Origin of the sequence: Oceanisphaera arctica (genome assembly GCF_002936955.1) — a bacterium.
GTDB classification, from domain to species: Bacteria; Pseudomonadota; Gammaproteobacteria; order Enterobacterales; family Aeromonadaceae; genus Oceanimonas; species Oceanimonas arctica.
Window position 1 is genome coordinate 1 of sequence record NZ_MPZM01000049.1, and the last position, 18,519, is coordinate 18,519.

Genomic DNA, 18,519 nt, shown 5'->3' on the forward strand with positions numbered 1-18,519 from the left:
GCTGTCTGCCGTTCAGCAAATTCATCCTTTCCTATTTTATCAAACTGCCTCTCGTGACCACCTGGTGACCCAACCTCAGTTTTGACCGGGGTTGAAAACTACGAGCCTTTAATGTATCTGCGAAAGAGTTTGATGGGGCTGAGGCATCAGGAAGAGCTGGGGTCATCGAAGTTATCCCAGTACGGCGGGTCGCCGAAGTATCCTTCCATAAAGTCGATAAAGCATCTGACCTTGCTGGCCAGTAGTTTTCGGTGCGCGTACACGGCGTAAAGGCCCATGGCATCCGGTTCGTATTCCGGGAGAATCACCTTGAGTTTGCCTTCGCCAATGGCCGCACCACAGATGAAGGTGGGTTGAATGATAATGCCGGAACCTTCCATAACGGCCTTGAGCAGCACTTCCCCGTTGTTACAGATCATGCCTCCACTCAACTCGCTGCCAGGCGGCCTTAGCCATGCATGGGCGGGGAGCGCGGGGCTTTCTTCCATGTAGCTGTAGCGCAGGTACCGATGGTTTTTAAGCTCATCAGGGTTGGAGGGCATGCCGTGTCGGGTCAGATAATCCGGAGAGGCGCACATGACCAGCCTGACCGGGGCGATGAACTTGGCAATCATCGACGAGCTTTTCAAATGTCCGATGCGCAATGCTATATCGAAGCCTTCTTCCACAATATCGACCTTTCGGTCATTCAGCTGCAAATCGATATTCACCGACGGATGAGCGCGCTGAAAGCGACAGAGTAAGGGGGCTAGATGCAGGGTAGCAAAAGACACCGGTGCGCTGATGCGCAGTTGTCCCCGGGCATCCTCCTGCAGATCATTCAGCTGACTGTCCATGTCGTCGATATCATCCAGTACCTGTTGGACACGCAGGGCATAACGGTCACCGGCTTCGGTCAAATGTACCTTGCGAGTGGTGCGATTGAGCAGGCGTGCGCCGAGCTGCTCTTCCAGTCGCGACACATATTTACTGACCAGCTGCGGCGACATGCCCAGCCGATCTGCCGCACGGGTAAAGCTGCCTTCGGTCACTACGGTAATAAAGGCACGCATGGCATCGATACGGTCCATGAAAGCTCCTGACGAGAATGAAAATCTCATTATCAACAATAAGTTTATAATTAAGCAATTATAACGGTATTAATCTTTATAAATGGGGGGTAGTAAGGTGTGTCTCATACCTGAGCATCTACTTTCAGCAACACTCAAACATTACCTTTATTCGAGGAAACCCCATGAAAAATCAATTTGCACGGACATTGTTCAGTAGTACCGGCGGTTATGCGGCACTGGTGCTGCGTGTACCGGTCGGGCTCATTCTTGCGGCCCATGGCGCTCAGAAACTTTTCGGCTGGTTCGGTGGTTATGGTCTGGAAGGCACCGGACAATGGCTGGCGAGTATCGGCCTGGAACCGGGCTACCTGATGGCCCTGCTGGCCGGCGGTGCCGAGTTCTTCGGCGGTCTGGCGCTGGTGCTGGGCCTGCTGACTCGTCCGGCTGCACTGGTGTCGGCCTTTACCATGCTGGTGGCCATTTTCGCCGTGCATATTGGTAATGGCCTGTTCATGTCCAACAACGGCTACGAGTATGCCCTGGCCCTGTTCGCGGTCACGTTGGCCCTCGCTGTTCAGGGCGCAGGACGGTTCGCGCTGGACAAGGTACTGCTGGAGCGTTTCGGTGGTGCGGGGAACGGGCTGCGTACCGACGCATGATAATCCTTGGCGTGATCACGACACGGCAATAGCGGCTGGACTGGTGCGCGCTCATTAGTGGAGCGCGCTTCTGTAATGTACAGGGATATTGATTATGTTGGTTAACGGTGTTTGGAAAGACAATTGGCAGCCGGTACAGGCCAAAGACGGCGAAGGGCGGTTTATTCGCCAAAACTCACCGTTTCGGCACTGGGTCACGCCGGATGGTACGCCTGGCCCTACCGGCTCTGGTGGTTTCAAGGCCGAGAAAGGGCGTTATCATCTTTATGTCGCGTATATCTGCCCCTGGGCGTCGCGGGCGCTGATGGTCCGCGAGCTGAAAGGGTTGCAGGATATTATCGGCATAACGGTCGTCAACCCGCGGCTAACCGAGCAGGGCTGGCAGTTCGGTGGCTACCCGGGTGCCGATGAAGATACGCTTAATGGCGCGCGCTACATGCATGAGTTGTACACCCGTGCGGATCCTGAAATTTCCGGTCGTGCCACTGTGCCGGTGCTATGGGACAAGCAGACCGGGAGCATCGTCAATAATGAGTCCGCAGATATAGTGCGGATGCTGAACAGCGCCTTCGCAGGGATTGTGGAGCAGGGTCCGGATCTTTATCCAGAGGACCTTGCTGGCGAGATCAACACCCTGAACGACTATATTTACACGGATCTGAATAACGGTGTTTATCAGGCCGGTTTTGCGTCCAGCCAGCAGGCTTATTACGAGGCTTACGGCAAAGTGTTTGCCGCGCTGGATTATCTCGAGTCGCGGCTGGCCGATGGGAACGTCTACCTGTTTGGCGACCGTCTGACGGAAACCGATGTGCGCCTGTTCGTGACTCTGGTGCGTTTCGATGCCGCTTACCACGGGCTGTTCAAATGTAACCGTAATACTCTGCGGGCCATGCCGCGCCTGCACGCCTACATGCAGCGGATCCTGGCGCTTGAGGGTATCGCCAGCACGGTGAATATCAATCATATCAAGGCGGGGTATTATTCCATCAAAGCCCTGAACCCCACCGGCGTTGTGCCGGCAGGGCCGAGTGAAATATAACCTGATCACTGGCACCCAACCCTTAACCGATTCTAAAGGAGTAACCGCCATGAACGTAAAACCGGATGTTCTATTCATCTCTCATGGCGGCGGCCCTATGCCATTGCTGGGGGATCCGGGCCACCACGAGTTGGTGGTACGGCTCATGGAGATCGCAGGCATACTGCGCAAGCCTTCCGCAATACTGCTTATCAGTGCCCACTGGGAAGAAACAGTACCGACCATCACCTCGGGGGCCAACCCGTCTCTTATCTACGATTACTTCGGCTTTCCGCCTGAGTCCTACGAAATAAAGTATCCATGCCCCGGTGAGCCTATCCTGGCCGGGCAGGTCTACGATGTGCTGGAAAAGGCCGGGATTTCTGCGCGGCTCGATGATCGGCGGGGCTTTGATCACGGCCTGTTTGTACCACTCAAACTGATGTATCCGCAGGCGGATATTCCGTGTGTGCAGTTGTCATTGGTCAACAGTCTGGATGCGACTACTCACCTCGCGATCGGCCGTGCCTTACAGGCTCTGGATTACGATAATCTTCTGGTGATTGGTTCCGGTTTTTCCTTCCATAACATGCGAGCGTTCTTTGCGCCAAATACCCCGGAAATTCAGGCCGGCAACGAGGCGTTCGAAGACTGGCTGGAAGAAACCTGCACCCGTGTAGGAATGGAGGAATCGGAGCGGGCGGAGCGGTTGGCGCACTGGGATCGCGCACCCTATGCCAGATTCTGTCACCCTCGGGAAGAGCACCTTCTGCCTCTGCACGTCTGTTATGGGCTGGCGGAAAAGCCCAGTGATACCCATATTTCGGCAAGGATTCTGGGGAAAAAATCGGGAATGTTATATTGGGGGGCGGGATCTCTGGCTGATTTGTCCACTGAAGTTCCGAACGAAAATGATCACAAATAATCGTTCTGACTCTAGGGCCTGTTGACGTTTTCCGGTAAGCTATTGATAGAAAAGAGAAAGCTCGTATTATTCAAGTTCTCACACTCTAATGACACGAGTTTGCGATGCCCCGATTACTGTTCACTGATGAGCTCTGGTCGAAGCTACGGAAAATTTTGCTGCAAGAGTCTATCTATGACCAGCGTGATTTACGTATGACGGTAGAAGGTATGCTTTATCGTATGCGCACGGGTTGCCCTTGGCGGGATCTGCCCACCGCCTTCGGAGGTTGGAGCAAGGTTTACAAGCGCTTTAACGCTTGGTCAGCCACCGGCAAATCGCGCAGGATCTCCAAGGCGCTGGTGGTTCAGCCAGACCTGGAGTGGACCTTCATTGATGGTACCTATGTCAAGGCGCATCAACATAGTGCAGGGGCAGCCAGTTCTGATGGGCAGGCCATAGGGAAAAGCCGGGCAGGATAGGCTTGCTCACGCCCCGGCTGGCCCCGGCTGATAGTCTATAGCACAGCGCGCCCTCTCTTGTCATTCCCGTGTAGGCGGGAATACAGAGCTTGTAACGCAGAACGGTCAGACTGCGAGTCGCCTGCAAAACACTGGACCCCCGCCTTCGCGAGGGTGACGATAAAGGCAAACTAGCCCCAGAATCTACATCGGTTATGGGACATTACTTATTACTGCGATCGAGATGAAATATCCGCTTATACTTGCAAACCGCAGTAGTTAGGCTAGCCTTAGTGCGCTGTACAAAAGTTGTTCTGTTTTTGCTCGTTGTCTGAGGGTGTTTTACTCGGTAGCAATGAAAAATAAAGGAGACAATGATGTTAGCCAGAAAGTGCAGATTTCCCTTGCAGAGCGACACTGTTCTTTATGTCAATATAACCGTTAATCCGTGCTGTACCATAGAAATTGATATACCGGATAAACGTCAATATATCCGCAGTGAGTTAAAGCTTATTAAATTTGTACTCATCGAACAGGGAGTATTGTTAGTGTGCCATGAAAATGGCAGTGAAGATTCCAGAAATATTCAGTTGGATCTTTCTCATGGTGATGCGCTTAAGCTGTGTGAGATGATTGATGAAGTGCATGAAGAACATGAAGAGTTAATGTCAATTCTATGTTATTGAAATACTGCACTAGCGATAAAAAAATAAGGCGAATGTGGTTATGTTGTTCCATATAAATAATGATCACTTCAGGGCCTGACCTCCCCAGGCCCATTCATTACTCTCCGGATTTACTCATAGCGGTATCTATTGTGACTTTTAAACAGGCGACGCTATGCTGATCCTTGCCTTCCAGCACTGGCTTGATACGTGCGCAGTCGTCATCTGCCAGCGGACAGCGGGTGCGGAATACGCAGCCGGACGGCGGCTTGATGGGAGAGGGCAGCTCACCCTGCAGGATCTGAACCTGCTTGTTGCGTTCATACTCCGGATCCGGCACAGGCACTGAACTCATCAGGGCCTGGGTGTAGGGGTGGGCAGGGTGCTCGAACAAAGCCCCGCTCTCTCCCAGCTCCACGGGTTTGCCGAGATACATCACCAGCACCCGATCGGAGATATGCTTCACCACCGACAGATCGTGGGCAATGAAGATCAGTGACAAGCCCATGTCTCGCTGCAGCTCCTGGAGCAGGTTGACAACCTGAGCCTGAATGGAGACGTCCAGCGCTGATACCGGTTCGTCGCAAATCACCACCCTGGGCTTCAGGATAAGCGCCCGGGCGATGCCGATGCGCTGGCACTGCCCCCCGGAAAACTCGTGGGGGTAGCGGTTGATCAGGTTAGGCAAGAGACCGACTCGGGCCATCATGGTCCTGACCTTTTCTTTTATCTCTTCCTTCGGCATTTTCGGGTAGAAGGTGCGCAGCGGCTCGGCGATGATGTCACCTATGGTCATGCGTGGATTGAGCGAGGCCAGCGGATCCTGAAAGATCATCTGGATGTCCTTGCGGGTTTCTCGCAGTTCCTTGTGATCCATTTTTGTCAGATCACGCCCCAGCCAGAGCACCTCGCCGGCGCTGGCCTTTACCAAGCCGATGATGGCTCGGGCCAGGGTAGACTTGCCACAGCCGGATTCGCCCACTATTCCCAGGGTTTCGCCCTGGTACAGCCGAAAGCTGACGCCGTCCACCGCCTTGAGGGTGGCGGGGGCGGACCAGGGCCAGGACTGCCTGGATTTGATATTGAAGTGAACTCTGAGGTTGTGGACCTCCAGCAACCGTTTTTTATCGATCATGGCTTTTATCCTTACTACGCTCAGGGCTGTCCTTATTCAACTCAGGGCTGACCTCGCTCCGCTCGGGGCTGTTCCAGTGACAGGCGCGGCGGCGACCTTCCCCAAAGACGGTGAGTGGCGGTGTCTGATTTCGGCAAATATCCTGTACCCGGTGGCAACGTTCCTGAAAGGGACAGCCGGGCGGCAGCTTCAGCAGGTTGGGCGGGTTGCCGGCAATGGTCGGCAGCACCTCGCCGTCCGTATCCAGTCTCGGAATCGCTTTCAGCAGCCCCTCGGTATAGGGATGGCTGGGCTGGTAGAAGATATCGTCCACAGAGCCGACTTCCATGGTTCTGCCCGCATACATCACCAGCACCTGATCGCAGCTGCCGGCCACTACTCCCAGATCGTGGGTGATCAGGATAGTGGCGGTGTTGAACTCCCGCTTCAGCTCGTTGAGCAGGTTCATGATTTGCGCCTGCACCGTCACATCCAGCGCAGTGGTCGGCTCGTCGGCGATCAGCAGTTTGGGTCGACACAACAGCGCCATGGCGATCATGACTCGCTGCCGCATGCCGCCGGACAATTCGTGGGGAAACATGCCCATGCGCTGCCGTGCTTCGGGGATCTGCACCGCATTCAACATATGCACCGACTGCTCGAAGGCCTCTTGTCTGCTCATTCCCTTGTGTAGTATCAGCACTTCCATCAGCTGGGGGCCTATCTTCATATAGGGGTTGAGCGAGGTCATGGGATCCTGAAAGATCATGGCGATCTGCTCGGCACGAATCTTGTTGAGCGCCGGCTCCGGCAACTTCAGTATTTCCTGATCTTCGAATCGAATCGAGCCTTGGGGTTGGCCGTTTCTGGCCAGCAAGCCCATGATGGCGAAGGCGGTCTGGCTCTTGCCGGAGCCGGACTCGCCGACGATGCCAAGGGTTTCGCCCGAATTCAGGGAAAAGTCGAGGTCGTTCACGGCCACCACGACCCCGTCCGGAGTGGTGAACTCCACCCGCAGATCCCGGACTTCCAACAATTTGGTCATGATGGCTCCTTAACGGTCTTTTGGATCCAGGGCGTCGCGCAGACCGTCCCCCAGAAAGTTGAAGCAGAACAGGGTGGTGACCATGAATCCGGCCGGAAACAGCAACTGCCAGAGAGCGATTTCCATCGACTTGGAGCCTTCGTCCAGCAGGGAGCCCCAGCTGGTCATCGGCTCCTGCACGCCCAGGCCGAGGAAGCTGAGAAACGACTCGAACAGTATCATGCCCGGCACCAGCAGGGTGGCGTACACTGCCACTATGCCGAGCACGTTGGGCACTATATGACGGCGGATAATGCTGGCTTTGCTTACCCCGCACACCTCTGCCGCTTCGATAAACTCCTTTTGTTTCAGACTCTGGGTCTGACCGCGTACGATACGAGCCATGTCCAGCCAGCTGACCGCGCCGATGGCGAAGAAGATCAGCAGAATATTGCGTCCGAAGAAGGTTACCAGCAGGATCACGAAAAACATGAAGGGGAAGGAATAGAGGATCTCGAGCAGGCGCATCATGACGCGGTCGGTGCGGCCACCGATGAAGCCGGAGGTAGCGCCGTAGAGAGTGCCAATCACCACCGCTACCAGGGCACCCATCAGCCCTACCATCAGAGAGATACGCCCGCCGACCAGGGTGCGTACGAACAGATCCCGGCCCAGGGAGTCGGTGCCGAAGTAATGACCACTCTCAAGACTCGGTGCCGCCATCATGGCGCCCCAGTCGGTGTCATCAAAGGCGTATGGCGACAGCCAGGGCCCCACCAGTACCAGCAGGGTGATTAGCCCCAGGATGATCAGGCTGGCCAGGGCCGCGCGGTTGGCAAAGAAGCGGCGACGGGCATCCATCCACAGAGAGCGGCCCTCCACCTCCGGCTCGCCGGACGCCAGTTGGGCGGACAAGTGCTCCAGCGCCTCGCGCTTTGCTTTGTTGACGACCATGTGTTGCTCCGGTTAGTAACGAATTTTCGGGTCGATAACCGCATAGAGGATATCGACCAGGGCGTTGAAGGCGATGGTGAGGGCACCGACCAGAATGGTCAGCCCCAGTACCATGGAGTAGTCCCGGTTCAGGGCGCCGTTGACAAACAGCTGACCGATGCCGGGCAGGCCGAAGATGCTCTCGATCACCACGGAGCCGGTAATAATGCCTACGAAGGCCGGACCCAGGTAAGACACCACCGGCAGCATGGCCGGACGCAGCGCATGGCGCAGTATTATATGGTGCAGGGGCAGCCCCTTGGCCCGGGCGGTACGGATGAAATTGGCGTTCATGGTCTCGATCATCGAGCCCCGGGTAATACGCGCGATGGCCGAGATATAGTGCATCATCATGGCCACCACCGGCAGGATCAGATACTGGGGCGCGCCGCCATTCCAGCCGCCGGCGGGCAACCATTTGAGGGTAATGGCGAACACCAGCACCAGTATGGGCGCCAGAACGAAGCTTGGGATCACCACGCCCACCATGGCGGTGGACATGGTGAGATAATCAATCCAGCTGTTCTGCCTGAGCGCCGCTATTACCCCCAGAGTCACCCCGAACAGCACGGCCCCGAAAAAGGCATAGAGGCCTATTTCCGCCGACACCGGCAGCGCCTGTGCCACCAGTTCGTTGACGGAGAAGTCCTTGTACTTGAACGACGGCCCCAGATCCCCCTGCAGCAGGTTGCCCAGATAGCCGAAATACTGCTCCAGCACTGGTTTGTCCAGCCCGTACTTGGCCTCGATATTGGCCAGCACCTCGGGGGGCAGGCTGCGCTCGGAGCTGAAGGGGTTGCCCGGCGCGAAGCGCATCATGAAGAAGGAGATGGTGATCAACACCAGCAGGGTAGGAATGGCTTCCAGCACCCGCCTGACGATAAATTTGAGCATGGTCGTGCCTCAGGGAGGAACCTATTGTGTAATATCGGCCGGTTCCAGATGCAACGGGATTAACTGACTCTCCACCGACACGCCGTGAACCCATCCATGGGGGCTCTGCTGCGCCATCCATGGCGCAGAAGGTCGGCTGGAAAGCCAGCCAATCCCGTTAACTGGCCGCCTGCATTGCTCTGATCAAGTGGCGACTATCACCAAAATGAGCCGTTAATGCGCCAGAATATACATGTCTCTGGAATAGAGGTTGTCCAGCGGGTTGTCGGGGTAACCGCCCACATACTGCTGTACCAGCCGTGCAGTTACATACTGGTAAATGGGCGCTATGGGCATGTCCTCGGCCAGAATTTCTTCCGCTTGGGTGTATTTGGCATTGCGAGCCTCAGGCTCGACGATGGCGCGGGAGGCCTTCATCAGCGCGTCAAACCCGGGGTTGGAATATTTGCCGTCGTTATTGCCGTGGGTGGTCAGCAACAGATCCAGCATGGACGAGGCCTCGTTGTAGTCGGCAATCCAGCCGGCACGGGATACATCGAAGTTTCCCTGGGTCTTGGTATCCAGATAGGTTTTCCATTCCTGGTTGACCAGTTCGGCCTCTGCCCCCAGGTGTTTCTTCCACATCGAGGCCACGGCCACTGCCACCTTCTTGTGGTTTTCGCTGGTGTTGTAGAGCAGCTCGAACTTCAGCGGGTTCTGCTTGTTGAAACCTGCCTCGTTCAGCAGTTGGCGCGCCCGGGTGTCCCGCTCCTGCTGGGACCAGCCGGCCCACTCGAGTGTTGGCGGGGTAAAGCCGTCGACGATCTCCGGCGTCATGGTGTAGCCGGGTTTCTGACCCTGGCCCATCACCAGCCTCGCGATCACGTCGCGGTCGATGGCATAGGACAGCGCCTTGCGCACCCGTACGTCGTCGAAGGGCGGCTTTCGTGTGTTGAACTGGTAGTAATAGGTGCCCACATAACCGGTAACTCTGACCTCTTGCGGGTGCTCTTTTTGCAGGCGTTTGAAGTGTTCAATGGGCATTTCATTGGTGAGATCCAGCTCGCCGGCCAGAAAACGGTTCATGGCCGCGTTCTGGGAAGTGATGGGCAGATAGCTGACCTTGTCGATGACCGTTTTTTCGTTGTTCCAGTAATGGGTGTTGCGCACCAGCTCGATTTTTTCGTTCACTACCCAGTCGCTCAGGGTATAGGCGCCGTTGGACACCAGATTGCCCGGCCTGGTCCAGTTGTCGCCATGCAGCTCTATCACCTTGCGGTTGACCGGATAGGTGGTGGTGTGGGCCAGCATGGTGACGAAATAGGGTACCGGCTGTTCCAGCCTGACTTCCAGGGTGCGCTCATCCAGCGCCTTGACGCCCAGGCTGGCGAGATCCTTTTCACCCTTGCGGATGGCGGAAGCATTGATGATGGTGGGAATTTCCAGATACCAGGAGTAGGGTGAGGCGGTTTTGGGAGAGATGGCCCGCCGAAAGCTGTACACAAAGTCTTCGGCGGTGACCGGCTCGCCGTTGGACCATCTGGCGTCGGCCCTCAGATGGAAGACGAAGCGCATGTTGTCGTCGGTTTCCCAGCGCTCGGCTACCCCGGGCAGTGTCTCGCCTGCGGGGCCGGACACCACCAGCCCTTCGAACAGGTCACGCTGAATGTTGGACTCGGGCACCCCTTCGGTCTTGTGCGGATCCAGGGTGGCCGGCTCGGCGCCGTTACCCTTGACCAGATGCTGCACCTTGGCCAATTGTACGCCGGCGGGCACATCAGCGGCCCAGCCTGGGCCGGCCAGTAGCGCACCGCTCAGTACTGTCATGGCCAAGGTCGTCTTTTTCCGTGTCATGTCACTTACTCCATCAAGAACAGTGCTCCAGGGCCACCGGTGTGGTGGAACAGGACAATACGATTAACAAGGCGAACAGGGTAGTTGTCGATTAAATCGGTAAAAACCTCAAATAATCAAAGTATTGAAAGCAAATCACTCGAACGGCATTAGCAGAGACGATAGGCGAGTAACAACAAAAAAACAACAGGCGGGATCACATTAGCGGGAGGGGAAAAGGAGTCATTTCTGGCTACGCCGTACAGGAGTTTGTGCATTTTATAATCTACTAAAGCTGGACTACCCTTAGTTGGTTTGATGGAAATATAGTTATCCCTGCCGGTTTGTTCTTGGCGGGGGTTGGTTTGGGTGAGACAGGACTGAGATAAGTGAGGCTCAAGATGTTAGCCAGAAAGCGCAGTTACACCCTGAAAAGCGGTGATACTCTTCATGCCAATATCATCATTAACCCCTGCGGCACCATAGAGATAGATATACCGGAAAGACACCAACATATTTCCAGTGAACTGGAACGAATTCATTTTAAACTCAGCGGTCAGGATGTGTTGTTGGTCTGTAATGACAAAGGCTGCGGCTCTATCGATGATGTTTGCCTGCATCTGTCACGCAGAGATGCATTTGATCTTAATACAGTGATCGATGATGTGATCAAAGAATACGAAGAACTGATGTCAGATTTGTAATACCAATCCCAGGTTTTAGCGGCTCAGCCTCTCTCCAGTCAGGCGGTATAACGACCGTGATTGATATCGGTGAGGGGAGTATTGATATCGAAAATCTTTACCCGAATATCGGTGGCGCCCATGGCTGCGATGCGTTCGCGGTGCATCTGTGCATACTGTTCGGCAAGGGCTCGCTCGGTAAAGACGTAAATACCACCGGCCTCACCGGTTTGTGCGTTTTCGGTCCAGATTTTGGAAATGAAACCGGGTTCCCGATTGATGGACTGCGCCAGCTCTCGAGCCCCTTCGGTGAGTGCGTTGCCCATCATGTCGGCGGGAAAGCTGAAATCGATTTGCAAAAGTACAGCCATGGTTATTGTTTCCTTTTTCTATAAGATGACTGCCAATAGGTGACATCAAGGCCCCCGCGCTAGCAGGGGCCCTCATTTTTTCAGGCCACGCAATCCACGAAGTAGCGGACTTCGCCCTGCTCTTCTTCGGCGACCAGACCGTGAATATAGGTTTCAAAGCCGGGGAAGCGGCGGTTGAACTCACGGGCGAATTTCAGGTAGCTGATGATGGTCTCGTTGAACACCTCACCGGGGATCAGCAGCGGAATACCCGGCGGGTAGGGCGCTACCATCACCGCCGTGGTGCGACCGGCAAGCTCGTCCAGCGGCACTCGCTCCATTTGCTTGTGCGCCATCTTGGCGAAGGCATCGGCGGGCTTCATCGCCGGGACCAGATCCGACAGATACATTTCTGTGGTCAGCCTGGCGACGTCGTTTTCCTTGTAGATCTGATGGATTTGATCGCACAAGTCCCGCAGGCCTACCCGCTCGTAGCTCGGATTGCCCTGAATGAACTTGGGCAATACCTTCCACAAGGGCACGTTGTTGTCGTAATCGTCCTTGAACTGCTGCAATTCGGTGACCATGCTGTTCCAGCGGCCCTTGGTGATGCCGATGGTGAACATGATAAAGAACGAATAAAGGCCGGTTTTTTCGATCACGATACCGTGTTCGGCCAGGTACTTGGTGACCACAACGGCGGGCATGCCGCTGTCGGAAAATTCGCCCTGCATGTTCAGGCCCGGCGTCAGTATGGTCGCCTTGATGGGGTCGAGCAGGTTGAAGCCCGGTTCTACATCACCAAAGCCGTGCCAGCTTTCGCCGGGGTGCAGCATCCAGGCATCGCGATCATCCAGGCCGTCATCGGTCAGATCGTCCGGCCCCCAGACCTGGAACCACCAGTCGCTGCCATATTCATCCCCCACCTTGCGCATGGCGCGCCGAAATTCCAGTGCTTCCGCCAGCGACTCTTCCACCAGGGCGGTACCACCGGGTGCCTCCATCATGGCTGCAGCCACATCGCAGGAGGCGATAATGGCGTACTGTGGGCTGGTGGAGGTATGCATCAGATAGGCTTCGTTGAAGACGTCGCGGTCGAGACGATTGGCCTCACCGTCCTGTATCAGTATCTGTGATGCCTGAGACAGGCCGGCCAGCATCTTGTGGGTCGACTGGGTGGCAAAGACCATGGAATCCTGACAGCGGGGGCGGCCTTCGCCGATGGCATGATAGTCGCCATAGAAGTCGTGGAAGGCGGCGTGAGGCAGCCAGGCCTCGTCGAAGTGCAGGGTTTCTATTTCACCGTCGAGCAGGTGCTTGATCTCTTCCACGTTATAGAGAATACCGTCGTAGGTGGACTGGGTAATGGTCAGTACCCGGGGCTTGAGATCCGGGTTCTTGGCCAGCAGTTCGCGGCAGAAGGGGTTGGCTTCCATCTTTTCACGGATGCGGGTCGGCTCGAACTCGCTGCGCGGAATCGGACCGATAATGCCGTAATGGTTGCGGGTCGGCATCAGGAACACCGGCACGGCACCGGTCATCATGATGGCGTGCAGTATCGACTTGTGACAGTTGCGGTCGACCACCACTATATCGCCGGGCGCTACGGTGGAGTGCCACACTATCTTGTTGGAGGTGGAGGTGCCGTTGGTCACGAAAAACAGGTGATCGGCGTTGAAGATACGGGCCGCGTTGCGCTCGCTGGCCGCCACCGGGCCCGTGTGATCGAGCAGCTGGCCCAGTTCGTCTACCGAGTTGCAGACATCGGCCCGCAGCATGTTTTCACCGAAAAACTGGTGGAACATCTGGCCGACCGGGGATTTCAGAAAAGCGACGCCACCGGAGTGACCGGGGCAATGCCAGGAGTAGGAGCCGTCCTGGGCATAGTGGGTCAGGGCGCGGAAGAAGGGCGGCGCCAGCGTGTCCAGGTAGCCCTTGGCTTCGCGGATGATATGGCGGGCCACGAAGTCGGGGGTGTCTTCATGCATGTGAATGAAGCCATGCAACTCGCGCAGTATGGCATTGGGAATATGACGGGCGGTGCGGGTCTCGCCGTAAAGATAAATGGGGATATCCGGGTTGCGATGGCGGATTTGCTCCACGAAGCGGCGCAACTGCTCCAGCACCGAATGGGCTTCTTCATGGCTGCCGGCCAGTTCTTCGTCATCGATGGATAACACGAAGCCGGCGGCCCGGCTCTGCTGCTGGGCGAACGAGGTCAGGTCACCGTAACTGGTGTAACCCACCACATCCATACCAGCCTTCTCGATGGCGGCAGCCAGTTCACGAATGCCCGAGCCGCTGGTGTTCTCGGAGCGAAAATCTTCATCAATGATGATGATGGGAAAATAAAAGCGCATCGGGTTTCCTTGAATTTCCGGTGAAGATGCTCGATAGCCGAGCCCGTCCAGAGACTATTCTACTGCTTAGTTGCGGGGCTGACAAAAATGGTTATGCACAACAGATGATTAAAAATGAAGAAAAGTGGAAGGAGCCGGCCAACTGGAAATCCCGGTTAACTGCAGGCACTATTTGCAGCCACCCTTCGCTGATGATGACGAGCTTCGATGAACTTGATGGTTAAAGCTGCTGGCTGGCTACTGGCCGCGGTTGTGCTGACCGGCTGTGCCGCCTCGCCGCCCCGTAACCCGGAAAATATCTGCGCCATTTTCGAGCAGCACGGCAGCTGGCACAAGGCCGCCAACAAGGCGCGGGAAAAGTGGGGCGCGCCTGTACATGTCACCATGGCGATGATGTATCAGGAAAGCAGCTTCAAACACGATGCCCGGCCGCCGATGCGATACTTTCTGTTCATCCCTTACGGTCGCGCCTCAGATGCCTATGGCTATGCCCAGGCCAAGAAAGCCACCTGGGGTGATTATCAGCGTGAAAGCGGCAATGGCTGGTCGAGCCGGGACGACTTTGACGATGCCATCGACTTCATGGGCTGGTACATGAGCAAGACCAGCAAGGTCAACGGCGTGTCGAAGTGGGATGCCTATGGCCAGTACCTGAACTATCATGAGGGCTGGACTGGCTACCGCCGCGGCAGCCACCATCGCAAAGGCTGGCTGCTGAAAACATCACGCAAGGTAGAAGCCCGCGCCAAACGCTACGCGGGCCAGTACTGGCAGTGCAAGGATCAGTTAAACCGCGGCTGGTTTGGCTGAGGCTGCCTGAGCCAGATAGCGTGCCATTTCCGGCTCCGGCACCATGCCGCCGCCGGTGGCCCACACCAGGTGATTGGCTCGGGCCAGGCGTGCCGGGGTCAGGCCCTGCCGCTGGCGGTAACCTTCCGTTTCGCTCAGCATCCGCACCGGTCCCGGCATGCCGGCCAGGGCCGAGGGTTCCAGGCGAATATTTTCCTGCTCGTTCAGTAACCCCAGTAGCTCCAGCATGTCTGCATCGCTCAGGGTGTAGAAACCGTCGAGCATGGGCGCCATGGTGCGACCGACGAAGCCGGAGGCACGACCCACGGCCAGGCCGTCGGCGGCGGTACGGTTGTCGATGCCGAGATCCTGTACCGAAATATGGTCGTGCAGTCCGGTATAGACCCCCAGCAGCATGCAGGGCGAATGGGTGGGCTCGGCAAAGATGCAGTGTACCGCGTCGCCAAAGGCCAGCTTGAGGCCAAAGGCCACGCCGCCGGGGCCGCCGCCCACTCCACAGGGCAGGTAGACAAACAGCGGATGCTCCTTGTCGACTTTGATATGTTGTTGTTCCAGTTGCGCCTTGAGCCGCTCGCCGGCTACGGCGTAACCGAGAAACAGCTGTACCGAGTTTTCATCGTCCACAAAATGACAGTTGGGATCCTGCTCGGCTTCCGCCCGGCCCTGAGCCACTGCCACCGAGTAGTCACTCTCGTATTCCACCACGTTCACCCCGTGGCTGCGCAGCATGTCCTTCTTCCACTGGCGGGCATCGGCCGACATGTGCACACTGGCCTTGAAGCCCAGTTTGGCGCTGATGATGCCGATAGAGAGCCCCAGATTGCCGGTGGAGCCGACCGCGATGCTGTACCGGCCGAAGAACTCGCGAAACTCCTCGCTGTGCAGCCGGGCATAATCGTCGTCCAGATGCAGCAGGCCGGCTTTCAGTGCCAGTTTTTCCGCGTGTTGCAGCACCTCGTAGATACCGCCGCGGGCCTTGATGGAGCCGGAAATGGGCAGTTGGTTGTCCAGTTTCAGCAGCAGACTGCCAGCGATGGGCTGGTCATAGCGCTCCGCCAGCGCCTGTTGCATGGCCGGGATGGCCTGCACCGGCGACTCCAGCAGGCCACTGCTGCTGGCTGTTTCGGGAAAGGCGGCGCAGAAGTAGCGGGCAAACCGGGTCAGTCGCTGGCTGGCATCGGCCACATCACTGGCAGTCAGGCCCACTGCGGGTAATGCCTGTTCGACCGGTTTTCGTTCCGGATTGAACCAGTTGGTCGGCTGCAGTGCCATCAGGGTGTCGATAAGAGGGTAGGTTTGGCAGAGATCGGCGATAGCCTCTCTGGAATAGCTGGGATGTGAGTGCATGGTATAACGTCCTGAAAGTGGGCTCGGGACAGTATATCAGCCGGGAAGGAGATGGCAGTAGTGATGCCATCCTCCCCGGTGATAAAAATTACTGTTTGGCGAAGTACTCCCTGGTCAGGCGGAACACCACTGGACTCAGCAGGGCCAGTGCAATCAGGTTGGGAATGGCCATCATGGCGTTCAGGGTATCGGCCATCAACCAGATAAATTCCAGCGACTGGGTGGCGCCGATGGGCAGGGCCAGTACCCAGGCGATACGGAACGGCACTATCGCCTTGACGCCAAACAGGAACTGCACACATTTTTCGCCATAGAAGCTCCAGCCGAGGATGGTGGTAAAGGCGAAAATGGCCAGGGCGATGGCGACGATATACTCCCCGCCGGGAATGGCGGTCGAGAAAGCCAGAGTGGTGAGTGAAGCCCCGGCTTCGCCGCTGGTCCAGCTGCCGGTGACGATAATGGCCAGACCGGTGATGGAACAGACCACAATGGTATCGATAAAGGTACCCAGCATGGCGATCAGGCCCTGACGCACCGGGTTATCGGTTTTGGCTGCGGCATGGGCGATGGGCGCACTGCCCAGACCGGCCTCGTTGGAAAAGACCCCGCGCGCCACCCCGAAACGAATGGCCATCCATACCGCGGCACCGGCAAAGCCACCCTGAGCGGCGATGGGGCTGAAGGCATGCTCGATGATCAGACCGAAGGCGGCAGGAATTTCCTCAAGATTGACGGCTAGTACCACCAGACCGGCGGCGAAATAGGAGATGGTCATCAGCGGCACCAGTTTGCCAGCGACTTCCGAGATCCAGCGGATACCGCCGATCAGCACGGCACCCACCAGCACCATCAGTACGACTCCGGTGGTGACATGTGAAATGCCGAAGGAAGAGTCGAGCGCATCGGCCACCGAGTTGGCTTGCACCGTATTACCGATACCGAAGCCGGCAAAGCCGCCAAAGACGGCGAAGGCGACTCCCAGCCAGGCCCATTTGGCACCGAGGCCGTTCTTAATGTAGTACATGGGGCCGCCGACGTGGTTGCCGAGCTTGTCGGTTTCCCGATACTTGACCGCACACACCGCCTCGGCATATTTGGTGGCCATGCCCACGAGGGCGGTCATCCACATCCAGAACAGGGCGCCGGGGCCGCCGAAGAAGATGGCCGTGGCCACCCCGGCGATGTTACCCGTCCCTATGGTGGCGGACAGCGCCGTCATCAGGGCGTTGAAAGGCGAAATTTCACCGCTGCCGGCCTCTACTTTGGAAAACAGCAGCCTGAAGCCGGTACCCAGTTTGCGGATGGGCATCAGGCCAAGGCCCAGCTGAAGGTAGAGGCCGAGCCCCAGAATACCGACCAGCATGGGTACGCCCCAGACAACGCCGTTAATTTTAGTTAGCAATTCGGTAAGCAGTTCCATCTGCGCGGCTCCTCGCATGAATAATATTGAATCAACAGGACTTTCCTGTACTAGCCTAGTCCTGTTTTCGAGAAATGAATAATGAGTTTATGTCTCGGATGGAACTGGAAAGAAATGGCGCAGCAGAAGTCGACATTGCTGTGTCGCTGCCTTCTGTCCGGACAGGCCCTGTTGCTGTGCCACCTCGGCAGGAAGGACCCCTGGTGTCAGCAGCGCCTGAAGCAGCTCTTGCTGGCGCGGGGACAGGGGCGTGAGTGGCGTGTTCGCCTGTATGAAGCGGACCAGGGCCGGTCGGTCGCACAACAGATCCCGATGGCAGAAGGCGAAGTCATGGGCGATGGCGCTATCCCGCACCGTAGCTGAGGCGGGAGGCAATAGCCTCAGGTGCCGCCACCAGTCATCCGGCAATTCCCGCAGCATCCCCCGGCGGTAAAAATCCAGATTGGCGCTGAACTGGCTCTGCCAGAGTGGCAGTACTTGTTGTGCTTTAGGGGAGCGAGGCCATAACATCATGGCCGCATGCAGGCCGCTGACGCCATCGGTACCGAGGCCGATACGCACGGCATCGAAACCGTTGTTTTGCCAGAAGTCCAGTAACTCGGGGCTGGCGCCGAAGCTGGTGCCGAGAAAATCACATCCTTGCTGCTGAGATTCCTGTTGCAGCCAGCTCAGCAGTTGTGATCCTATGCCCTGCTGCTGGCAATGGGGATGCACCAGGATCCGCATCACTCGCTGATAAGTGAACTGGCAGGCTTCTCTTATGCCGCCATGAAAGGACAGCGACTGGGGCAGCAGGTGGCCGCGAGGGCGACGCTGGCCGCGCCAGATGGCCTGAGCGAGGGGCGGCGGCAACGGCCCCTCCCGGGTCAGCAGGGCGGCGGCCACCGGAACATCGGAGCGAAAGGCTATCGCAAGGCTGAGCTCGGGAGCATCCAGCAGGTGGCGCAGAT

The 18,519-nt window shown here is 57.0% G+C and carries 17 protein-coding genes and 1 pseudogene; 7 read left to right on the forward strand and 11 right to left on the reverse strand.

Going from position 1 to position 18,519, the window contains the following annotated elements; translation table 11 throughout:
* Positions 1 to 146: 146 nt before the first annotated feature.
* A complete protein-coding gene (locus UN63_RS14700) occupies positions 147 to 1,070 on the reverse strand; it encodes a LysR family transcriptional regulator (RefSeq protein WP_104487941.1) in 924 nt (307 codons plus the stop codon).
* Between the two features lie 164 nt (positions 1,071 to 1,234).
* On the opposite strand from UN63_RS14700, the gene UN63_RS14705 reads away from it, so the two are divergent.
* The 5 genes and pseudogenes from UN63_RS14705 (at position 1,235) to UN63_RS14725 (ending at position 4,783) form a co-directional block, all read left to right on the forward strand.
* Positions 1,235 to 1,711 (forward strand): DoxX family protein, encoded by a 477-nt coding sequence (locus UN63_RS14705; protein ID WP_104487943.1) that lies wholly within the window; start codon positions 1,235 to 1,237, stop codon positions 1,709 to 1,711.
* Between the two features lie 94 nt (positions 1,712 to 1,805).
* Entirely contained in the window at positions 1,806 to 2,753 is a 948-nt protein-coding gene (locus UN63_RS14710) for a glutathione S-transferase family protein (RefSeq protein ID WP_104487946.1), read from the forward strand.
* Between the two features lie 49 nt (positions 2,754 to 2,802).
* Positions 2,803 to 3,657 (forward strand): DODA-type extradiol aromatic ring-opening family dioxygenase, encoded by an 855-nt coding sequence (locus UN63_RS14715; protein WP_104487948.1) that lies wholly within the window; start codon positions 2,803 to 2,805, stop codon positions 3,655 to 3,657.
* Between the two features lie 104 nt (positions 3,658 to 3,761).
* Positions 3,762 to 4,115: pseudogene (locus tag UN63_RS14720) on the forward strand (IS5 family transposase); the annotation flags it as partial.
* Between the two features lie 359 nt (positions 4,116 to 4,474).
* Positions 4,475 to 4,783 carry a hypothetical protein gene (locus UN63_RS14725; protein ID WP_104487951.1) on the forward strand — a complete coding sequence of 103 codons (309 nt, stop codon included), beginning with the start codon at positions 4,475 to 4,477 and terminating at the stop codon, positions 4,781 to 4,783.
* A 97-nt stretch (positions 4,784 to 4,880) separates the two neighbouring features.
* Here the strand turns inward: UN63_RS14725 and oppF are convergent, their stop codons facing one another.
* From oppF to UN63_RS14750, 5 genes are all read right to left on the reverse strand, one after another.
* A complete protein-coding gene (oppF, locus tag UN63_RS14730) occupies positions 4,881 to 5,897 on the reverse strand; it encodes a murein tripeptide/oligopeptide ABC transporter ATP binding protein OppF (RefSeq protein ID WP_104487953.1) in 1,017 nt (338 codons plus the stop codon).
* Positions 5,887 to 6,921: an oligopeptide ABC transporter ATP-binding protein OppD gene (oppD, locus tag UN63_RS14735; RefSeq protein WP_104487955.1), complete on the reverse strand. Its 1,035-nt coding sequence runs from the start codon at positions 6,919 to 6,921 to the stop codon at positions 5,887 to 5,889. Before oppD ends, oppF begins: the two co-directional genes overlap by 11 nt.
* A 9-nt stretch (positions 6,922 to 6,930) precedes the next feature.
* The gene (gene oppC / locus UN63_RS14740; protein WP_104487957.1) at positions 6,931 to 7,854 is read right to left on the reverse strand and encodes an oligopeptide ABC transporter permease OppC; all 924 of its coding nucleotides are present in this window, start codon (positions 7,852 to 7,854) and stop codon (positions 6,931 to 6,933) included.
* A 12-nt stretch (positions 7,855 to 7,866) separates the two neighbouring features.
* Complete coding sequence (gene oppB / locus UN63_RS14745) at positions 7,867 to 8,787, reverse strand: oligopeptide ABC transporter permease OppB (protein ID WP_104487959.1); 921 nt, start codon at positions 8,785 to 8,787, stop codon at positions 7,867 to 7,869.
* Between the two features lie 213 nt (positions 8,788 to 9,000).
* The gene (locus UN63_RS14750; RefSeq protein WP_104487962.1) at positions 9,001 to 10,620 is read right to left on the reverse strand and encodes an ABC transporter substrate-binding protein; all 1,620 of its coding nucleotides are present in this window, start codon (positions 10,618 to 10,620) and stop codon (positions 9,001 to 9,003) included.
* A gap of 380 nt (positions 10,621 to 11,000) precedes the next feature.
* Between UN63_RS14750 and UN63_RS14755 the strand changes: the two genes are divergently transcribed.
* Positions 11,001 to 11,303, forward strand: coding sequence for a hypothetical protein (locus UN63_RS14755; protein ID WP_104487964.1), 303 nt, complete (start codon positions 11,001 to 11,003; stop codon positions 11,301 to 11,303).
* A 38-nt stretch (positions 11,304 to 11,341) separates the two neighbouring features.
* On the opposite strand, the gene UN63_RS14760 is transcribed toward UN63_RS14755, so the two are convergent.
* Positions 11,342 to 11,653 carry a monooxygenase gene (locus tag UN63_RS14760; RefSeq protein WP_104487966.1) on the reverse strand — a complete coding sequence of 104 codons (312 nt, stop codon included), beginning with the start codon at positions 11,651 to 11,653 and terminating at the stop codon, positions 11,342 to 11,344.
* 80 nt (positions 11,654 to 11,733) lie between these two features.
* Positions 11,734 to 13,992, reverse strand: coding sequence for an arginine/lysine/ornithine decarboxylase (locus tag UN63_RS14765; RefSeq protein ID WP_104487969.1), 2,259 nt, complete (start codon positions 13,990 to 13,992; stop codon positions 11,734 to 11,736).
* Between the two features lie 207 nt (positions 13,993 to 14,199).
* On the opposite strand from UN63_RS14765, the gene UN63_RS14770 reads away from it, so the two are divergent.
* The gene (locus tag UN63_RS14770; protein ID WP_104487971.1) at positions 14,200 to 14,802 is read left to right on the forward strand and encodes a transglycosylase SLT domain-containing protein; all 603 of its coding nucleotides are present in this window, start codon (positions 14,200 to 14,202) and stop codon (positions 14,800 to 14,802) included.
* Here the strand turns inward: UN63_RS14770 and dsdA are convergent.
* The 3 genes from dsdA to UN63_RS14785 all read right to left on the reverse strand — a co-directional run.
* The gene (gene dsdA, locus UN63_RS14775; protein ID WP_104487973.1) at positions 14,779 to 16,149 is read right to left on the reverse strand and encodes a D-serine ammonia-lyase; all 1,371 of its coding nucleotides are present in this window, start codon (positions 16,147 to 16,149) and stop codon (positions 14,779 to 14,781) included. The genes UN63_RS14770 and dsdA overlap by 24 nt on opposite strands.
* Before the next feature lie 88 nt (positions 16,150 to 16,237).
* A complete protein-coding gene (locus UN63_RS14780) occupies positions 16,238 to 17,569 on the reverse strand; it encodes an alanine/glycine:cation symporter family protein (RefSeq protein WP_104487975.1) in 1,332 nt (443 codons plus the stop codon).
* 87 nt (positions 17,570 to 17,656) lie between these two features.
* Positions 17,657 to 18,519 (reverse strand): GNAT family N-acetyltransferase (locus UN63_RS14785; protein ID WP_146084758.1); only part of this gene is annotated, 863 nt, incomplete at its 5' end.